This window comes from Fretibacterium sp. (assembly GCF_057312375.1).
The window spans coordinates 1,561-9,371 of record NZ_DBHLDX010000073.1 but is presented as its reverse complement, the minus strand read 5'-3'; the positions used below and the strand labels follow the sequence as shown (position 1 = coordinate 9,371).

Below are 7,811 nucleotides of genomic sequence, written 5' to 3'. Positions count from 1 at the left end.
TTGCCGTCGATAATGCGGGGTCTGTAACCGGGATGTTTCATGCGCGATCCCTCCAAAGTTTGTTGCCTTTATCATACCTCATTCCGTCGTTTTTCAGAATCCCATTCCATCGGATTTCGCGATTCCATCCCGTCGGATTTCATATTTTCAATCCGCGCCTTTTTCAAGCCTCGAAACCCTGGCATTTCAAAGGACTTTTTCACCGCCGGTTCGCGCACTATCGGGGCAGGGGTTCTTACATTCCCCATCTCCAAGACAAATTTGTTCATGGCTCGTTTATAGCGGAGTGATCCCCGTACCTGCCGCACCCCCTCGCCGGAGTCATGGCGCAGAACAAGCCCGCAGACGCCGGAAAAAAGCAGGTGTGGTCCACGGGGGACCAGAAAATCAACGGATAGCGGAGACGATGCAGCGAGGAGTAAAATTTCAAGAAAAGTTGTTGGGAGGGATCCTCAATGGATTTTCTGAAGTTGGCAAGGGAGCGCTATTCCGTTCGGAAGTTCACGTCGGAAGCGGTCGAAAGCAAGAAGCTGGACGCGGTTCTGGAGGCCGGCAGACTGGCCCCCACCGCCTGCAACAATCAGCCGCAGCGGGTTCTGGTGCTCGACTCGGCGGAGGCCCTCGACAAGTTGAAGAACTGCACGCCCTGTCATTTCTCCGCGCCTCTCGCGCTGATCGTCTGCTACGACGATACGGTGAGCTGGAAGCGGCCCTACGACGGCAAGGACATGGGGGAGGTCGACGCCAGCATCGTCACCACCCACATGATGCTCGAAGCAGCAGCCCTCGGCCTGGGGACCACGTGGGTGGGGCACTTCGACCCACAGAAGGTGCGGTCGGCCTTCGCACTGCCGGAGAACGTCATTCCGGTCGCCATCCTGCCGATGGGCTACCCCCACGAAACGAGCGTCCCCAACCCAAGGCACGGCGAGCGCCTTCCGCTTTCGGCGACGACGCGCCGCGACACCTTCTGACGCTCCTCTCCGCCATGGAGGCGTCCCCCACAGAGGCCGCCTCCATGAAATCCCGTCCGGCCCCCTTCGGGCGAGGCTACATCAGGCCCGCAAAACTCGAAATGTAGGGCGTGACGTTGTCAAGCCACTCCTTGAACTGGCACGCCCAGGCCAGCTGCGTGGTGGTGTAGAAGTCGTCCTCAGGCCCTCCCATGGTGTCCCGCTTCAGCGCCGTCCGGTAGACGTCGCCCGGCAGGGTGAGGACCAGCTCCCCCTTATGCCGCTGCGTCGCGGCATCGGGCTTACAGCCCAGAGCGATGCGCCCGTCTTCGTGCTCGAAGAACGTCACCTTGTACGGCACGTCGCCAATGGTTCCCGCTCCGAACTCGAGGCGCCGCGTGCGGCCGAAGCCCTGATCCTGAAGCTCCTTGTCGCTGTCCACGGAGTTCGACACCTCCACCTGCGGCACGGCGTCAAAGTGTCGGACGAAGGCCACCAGCTTCCTGCCCAAGCCCAAAAGCCTGGGGTCCCGCAGCGTGAACTTCACCGTCCCCGTCAGGGCCGCCGCAGCCGCGTCCGCTCCGCCGCCCTCTGCCCCCGCTCCCCAGAGCTCGTCCGAGAAGTCCGATCCGTCCTCCTCGCAGTAGGAGAAGCCTAGGAGCATCGCTGCCGCAACGACGCGGATGGGGTTGTGCCACCGCGCCGGGTTGGCCTTCGCCAGGTCCCGCAGCACCCCCGTCTTCAGCAGGGCCTCAACGCCGCGATTGCCCTCTGTGATGCGGAGCCGGTCTTCGGCCACCGCGTCCGCCTCGGCCCCGCTGACCGGAAAGAAGGGGCGGAAGAAGCCCGCCTTGCGGTCCGGCCCCGTACAGTCCGCGATCCAGAACGAGGAGCGCTTGTCCTCGGTCAGCAGGTTCATCTCCCCGCTGTCCGTCACGATCTCCGGCGCGTTGACGATCTTCTCCAGCTCCACGGCGAACCGCCACAGCTTGATGCGGAAGTTCGCGTAGACTGCGTACTCCGTCAGGATGCGCTGCAGCGTCGGTTCAAAATCCTGAATGGTGTAGTTCACGCTCTCGCCGCGCTTCTTTCCGCTGACGGCCAGCTTGCGGTCCCGCTTCTCCACCCAACCAAGGCGAATCAGCTTCTTTGAATTCTTGGCCTTATTGAAGATGACAAGGCGGGGCGTGTGCCCCTTCGTCCAGATCTGCAGGGACAGGTTGTCATCCACGTCGTGGCTGCTGACGATCTCGCCCTTATCGTCCATCAAAGAACCCTCCCCTTAATCTAACTGCAAGGAAGCGCGGAGGACCCCGCAAAAGCGGTCAGGGATGACTCCGGCAACCGTTAAGAGATATCCGAACCGGCCCCATCTCGCGCCCCGCGCGGCGTACATGCTGTTGTTATCTTACACCAGAGGGGCGGGGCGCACAAGGTCGAAGTCCGCTCAATCCCGAGCGTTGGGTTCATCATTTCCCGCCTTACCGCAGAAACCGCCTCACTGTAAAATAGCTTCCACAAAACGGACCTCGCGGCTGGGGCACAGAGCCGACGGGCGCGGGGCCGGACGATCGAAAGGATGTGTATGTACATGAAAACACTGTTTATCGCCGTTCTGGCAGCCCTTCTGGCGGTCGTTCCCGCCTCTGCGGAGGGGACGCCGACCTTGAAGATGCTCTCCACCCACACCTGCCCCGCCTGCACCATGATGTCCAAGGTCCTGGACGAGATCGACGCCAAGTACGCCGGCAAGCTGGCGACGGAGCACGTCTACCTGGAGGAACACCCTGAGGCGGCGGAGCAGCACAACGTTCGCTACGTCCCGACGCTCATCTTCCTGGACGCGAGCGGCAAGGAAGTCGCAACCGAGGTGGGCTACAGGTCCCTCGACGAGGTGGTCGAGGTCTTCAAGAAGGCGGGTGTCAACCTCTAACGATGCTTGATGCGATCTTTTCTGCGATGCTCTCAAGCGGCGCGCTGCAGTGGCTGGGGGCCTTCCTGTGGGGGATGGCCAGCGTCATCCTCAGCCCCTGCGGCATCGCCGCCATCCCCCTGGTGGTGGGCTACATCGCGAACGCGGAGGAGCCCGGCCGGTGGGAGGCCTTCAGGATATCCTGCGCCTTCTGCGTGGGCATCGTGCTGAACCTGTTGCTGGTGGCCCTCGTCACCTCGGGCGTGGGGGTCCTGCTGGGAGGGCATGAGCGCCTGCTGACGTTCGTCACCGCGGCGGTGTTCATCCTCATGGGTCTGCACCTGATGGGGATCGTCCACATTCGCCTCTTCTCCTTCAGCGGCGGAGCGGACAAGGCGGGCGGCACGGATCGCCGCGGCCTGCGCGGAGCGCTGACGCTGGGCATCGTATCCGGGCTGGCCATTGGCCCCTGCAGCATCGGCTACATCTCCCCCCTGCTCTCCGTCGCCCTGTCACAGGCCTCAACCAAGCCGGCTGCCGCCGTAGGGCTCATCGTCGCCTACGCGCTGGGGTACAGCGCCGTGCTGATCCTCTCAGGCACCTTTGCACAGTTGGCGTCCCGCTGGCTGCAGAGCGAGCGCGGCACCGTCATCCTGCGCGGTTTGAACGTTACATGTGGTCTCGCGCTGATCGCAGCGGGCCTCTATTTGTCGCGGGAGATGCTGCTCCTGATCTCCTGAAATCTCATCTCCTGACACTCAGAGAGTGCGTAAGGGGGCGGCCTGCAGCTCGCCCCCTCACGTCAATGGAACTGTGCCGCGTCACTGCTCGTTCGGCTTCATGGCCGGAAAGAGGATGACGTCGCGAATGGACCGCGCCCCCGTCAGGAACATGACGAGACGGTCCATGCCGATGCCCATCCCCCCCGTGGGAGGCAGCCCCACCTCGATGGCGTTGATGAAGTCCTCGTCGAAGGCGTGGGCCTCATCGTCACCTGCCTCCTTCTTGCGCATCTGGTCCTCGAAGCGCGCCCGCTGGTCCAGAGGGTCGTTCAGCTCGCTGAAGGCGTTGGCCACTTCCTTGCCGAACATGAAGAGCTCGAAACGGTGGGTGTAGTCGGGGTTCTCCGGGTCCCGCTTCGAGAGGGGGGAGATCTCCGTGGGGTGCCCCATGACGAAGGTCGGCTGCACCATTCTGTCCTCACAAAAAGCTTCGTACAGCAGATTCAGCACGGCAAAACGGCTCTCCGTTCCCTTCAGCTCGCCGCCCAGGCCCTTCTCGCGGGCGATCTTCCGCGCCGCCTCGTCGTCCGTCACGACACTCAGGTCCACACCGGCATACTCCTTCACGGCATCCAGCATCGTGACGCGGCGGAAGGGCTGGGACAGGTCCACCTTGACGCCGTTCCATTCGATCTCAAGGGTGCCGATGGCCTTCGCCGCGTTGCGAATCAGCTCCTCCGCGAGGTTCATCATGTCCTCGTAGTTCGCGTAGGGCCAGTAGACCTCCATCATCGTGAACTCCGGGTTGTGCATGGTGTCGATGCCCTCGTTGCGGAAGTTGCGCCCGATCTCGTACACGCGGCCCATCATGCCCACCACCAGACGCTTCAAGTAGAGCTCCACCGCGATGCGCAGGTACATGTCCAGGCCCAGGGCGTTGTGAAAGGTCTTGAACGGCCGGGCGTTGGCGCCCCCCGCCAGCACCGACAGGATGGGCGTTTCCACCTCCAGCGTCCCGTGGGCCTCCAGCGTTTCACGGAAGGAGGAGATGATCTTCGAGCGCTTGCGGAACACATCGCGCACCTCCGGGTTTGCGATGAGGTCCATGTAGCGCCGCCGATAGCGGGTTTCCATATCCGTCAGGCCATGCCACTTCTCCGGCAGCGGGCGGATGGACTTACTCAGCAGCTTGTACTCCGTCACCTGAATGGTCAGTTCTCCGCGCTTGGTGCGGCAGGGATGCCCCACGACGCCCAGCCAGTCCCCCGTGTCCACCCACTTCTTCAGGAACTCATAGGACTTCTCCCCCAGCGCGTTCACCTGAAAGTAGAGCTGGATGCGCCCCGTCTCGTCCGCCAGGTCGGCGAAGGTCGTCTTGCCCTGACGGCGCAGCGTCATCAGGCGGCCCGCCGTGCTCAGCGTCACCGTTTCGTCCGCCTCCTCCGGCGTCAGGTGTTCGAAACGGCAGCGGACGTCCGCCAGGTGGTCCCGGCAGTCCCACGTTTCGGCGACGTAGGGGTCAAAGCCCTCCTCCCGGCGCAGACGAAGGAGCTTCTCCTTCATCTGCCGGACGACCTCGTTATCCGCGCTCTCCTGCTCCAGCCCCCCCTGGCCTGGGCCTTTCACGGCGTTCTCCATGCGTGCGTTCTCCCTTCAATAAATAAACTTCATTCAGCCTTGACGTTCAGGCGACGACTTCAAGGGACTGATTGTCCGTCGCCGTCAGGCACTCCGCGCCGTCCTGAGTGATGAGGTAGTCGTCCTCGATGCGGAGGCCGCCCCAGCCCTCGATGTAGATTCCCGGCTCAATGGTCACGACGTCACCCGCCTGCAGCACGTCCTTTGAGGTAGCGGAGAGGCGCGGCGCTTCATGGACCTCAAGCCCCAGGCCGTGTCCCAGGCTGTGTACGAAGTTCGTGCCGTAGCCCGCCTCGGCGATGATGCGGCGGGCGATGGCGTCCGCCTCCCGGCCCGCAAGCCCCGGACGCAGCGCCGCAGCCGCAGCCCGGTGCGCCCGCAGCAGCAGGTCGTTCACCTCAAGGGCCCTGTCGTCGGGCTGCCCCACCGCGAAGTTGCGCGTGATGTCGCTCATGTAGCCGCCCACCATGGCGCCGTAGTCCACCGTCACCACGTCGCCCGCCTCAAAGGCCCGCGAGGTCGCGTGAGCGTGGCAGACGGCGCCCCGCACCCCGGAGGCCACGATGAAGTCGTCGTGAGCCCAGCCCTTCTCTGCCCCCAGCCTCTTGATCTCCAGTAGGAGCGCGCCCTCGAACTCCGCCTCCGTCATTCCAGGCCGCACGGTCCGCAGCACGTTGCCGTAGGCCTGGCGCCCGATGAGGGCGGCGCGCCGGATCGCCTCCACCTCTTTGGCGTCCTTGGTACGGCGCAGCGAGGGGATGAGGTCCGACGCATCCACCCACTCGATCCCTACGGGCTCCAACGCGAGGCTGAATATCCGCTGGGACACCTTCTCCGCCTCAAAGCCCACCCTGCGCCATCCCGCGTCCTTCACGGCCTTCGCCAGCCAGGCGGGCAACGGGAGCTCCGACTGAACCACCACCTCAAATGGCGTTTCCGCCGCAGCCTGAATGCGATAGCGCCCATCCGTTACCAGAAGGGCGCTATCCCGATCGATGACGAGCGCAGCGCTGCTCCCCCTGAAGCCCGACAGGTAATGGCAGTTCTCCGTGTTGTGCCGCTCCAGGACCAACAAAACGAAAGCGTCCAACCCCTTCTCATTCAATAGAGCCCTGAACCGCACAAGCCGTTCCCTGACTGTCTCGAAAGCCATGTCCAGTCCTCTCCTCACTTATTTAAACGTCACAGCGGACCGGGCAAGGCTCGGCCTCCTGAGTACCCGTGTATTCTAACAGAAGAGAAGCCGCTTTTGACCAGAAGGCTTGAAAAGGCCGGCGGGGTCCTTATTGGCAAAATCGGACGAAAACGGCCCGTAAGAGGTATAATGTTAAACAAATTGTCCATCGTATTGGGCGTGAAACTTCGCTTCACGGACTCCGGGAGGCGCTTCGGAGACCGGACAGACTGGAGGTATTGTGATGAATTGTTTCCTGATCTACACGAGCTTTAAAACCCTTGACCCCGCAACCTGCCCCAGGTCCGTTGACATTCCTGCGCGCCCGGACAACAGCAACGGGGACGCTGCCTTTGAATCCGAAAGCCAGCGCAGCGGGGATATCCTGTTCAAATTCAGGCACACCGCCCCAGAGCTGAGGCCGGAAAGCCTTCAGGGGATCACCGTCGAGGAGGGGGGCGCGAATACCCCCCTGCTGTTGCTGTACCCATCAAGCGACGAGTGGAGCGGCAACGCCATATTCACCGCCTCTCAAGAAACATGGAGTTCCAACATCGATGTCTACACCCTGGCCTGCACGCTCTCCACGACGACCGCAAAGGACCGGGAACAGTTCCTGTTCCGCGGCGACCCCAAGAAGTTCTTCAACCTCGACTCCACCTCCTGGCAGGACAACGACGAGGTGGTGGACGCGCTCATCAGGATCCTGAGGACCTCCAAAGACCCCGACAGGACCTCCTACCCGGAGTTCTACGACTCCGGCGTCTTCAAGTTCGACCTGAGCGACCCGAAGTATGAGGCGCTGCGCCATCTCATTGGCTATACGCCGGCTCCTGAGTCTGTTCCCGTGCAACAGCCAGCACCTGCGCCGCAGCCGACACCTAGCCCTGTGCCGCAGCCTGCTCCCATCCCCGTACCACAGCCAACGCCGATTCCTGCACCGCAACCGGCGCCTGCACCAACATCGACTCCTATGCCACAGCCAGTGCCTGCGCCCACTCCGGCACCGCAACAGGCACCGGCTCCCGCAGCAGGACCTACGCCCGCGAAGGACTCCACTCCGGAGACGCAGCCGACCCCCGCTCCCGCAACAGAACCTGCGTCCGCAAAGGAGCCCACCCCGGTGCAGCCGACCCCCGCTCCCGCAACAGAACCTGCGTCCGCAAAGGAGCCCACCCCGGAGCCGCAGCCGACCCCCACTCCCACAGCAGAGCCTACGTCCGCAAAGGAGCCCACCCCGGAGCCGCAGCCTGCCCCCGCTCCCGCAGCAGAGCCTACGCCCGCAAAGGAGCCCACTCCGGAGCCGCAGCCTACCCCCGCTCCCACAGCGGAGCCTACGCCCGCAAAGGATCCCACCCCGGAGCCACAGCCTACCCCCGCTCCCGCAACAGGACCTGCGCCCGCGAAGGAGC

At 63.4% G+C, this 7,811-nt stretch carries 6 protein-coding genes and 1 pseudogene; 4 read left to right on the top strand and 3 right to left on the bottom strand.

The window, feature by feature from the left end; translation table 11 throughout:
* Window positions 1-455: 455 nt before the first annotated feature.
* On the top strand, window positions 456-974 hold the full coding sequence (locus tag ACO41U_RS09090; protein WP_298778013.1) for a nitroreductase family protein: 519 nt from the start codon (window positions 456-458) through the stop codon (window positions 972-974).
* A 76-nt stretch (window positions 975-1,050) separates the two neighbouring features.
* Here ACO41U_RS09090 and ACO41U_RS09085 read toward each other — a convergent pair whose 3' ends face one another.
* Window positions 1,051-2,220, bottom strand: a complete 1,170-nt coding sequence (locus ACO41U_RS09085; protein ID WP_485943326.1) for a hypothetical protein — start codon at window positions 2,218-2,220, stop codon at window positions 1,051-1,053.
* Window positions 2,221-2,544: 324 nt separating this feature from the next.
* Here ACO41U_RS09085 and ACO41U_RS09080 point away from each other — a divergent pair, with 324 nt between their 5' ends.
* On the top strand, window positions 2,545-2,886 hold the full coding sequence (locus tag ACO41U_RS09080; protein ID WP_298778007.1) for a thioredoxin family protein: 342 nt from the start codon (window positions 2,545-2,547) through the stop codon (window positions 2,884-2,886).
* Window positions 2,887-2,888: 2 nt separating this feature from the next.
* Window positions 2,889-3,605, top strand: coding sequence for a cytochrome c biogenesis CcdA family protein (locus ACO41U_RS09075; protein WP_485943324.1), 717 nt, complete (start codon window positions 2,889-2,891; stop codon window positions 3,603-3,605).
* An 81-nt stretch (window positions 3,606-3,686) separates the two neighbouring features.
* On the opposite strand, the gene lysS is transcribed toward ACO41U_RS09075, so the two are convergent.
* Together lysS and ACO41U_RS09065 are read right to left on the bottom strand one after the other, a co-directional pair.
* The gene (gene lysS, locus ACO41U_RS09070; RefSeq protein WP_485943322.1) at window positions 3,687-5,225 is read right to left on the bottom strand and encodes a lysine--tRNA ligase; all 1,539 of its coding nucleotides are present in this window, start codon (window positions 5,223-5,225) and stop codon (window positions 3,687-3,689) included.
* 46 nt (window positions 5,226-5,271) lie between these two features.
* Entirely contained in the window at window positions 5,272-6,378 is a 1,107-nt protein-coding gene (locus tag ACO41U_RS09065) for a M24 family metallopeptidase (protein ID WP_485943320.1), read from the bottom strand.
* 265 nt (window positions 6,379-6,643) lie between these two features.
* Here ACO41U_RS09065 and ACO41U_RS09060 point away from each other — a divergent pair.
* Window positions 6,644-7,811, top strand: a pseudogene (locus ACO41U_RS09060) (hypothetical protein); the annotation flags it as partial.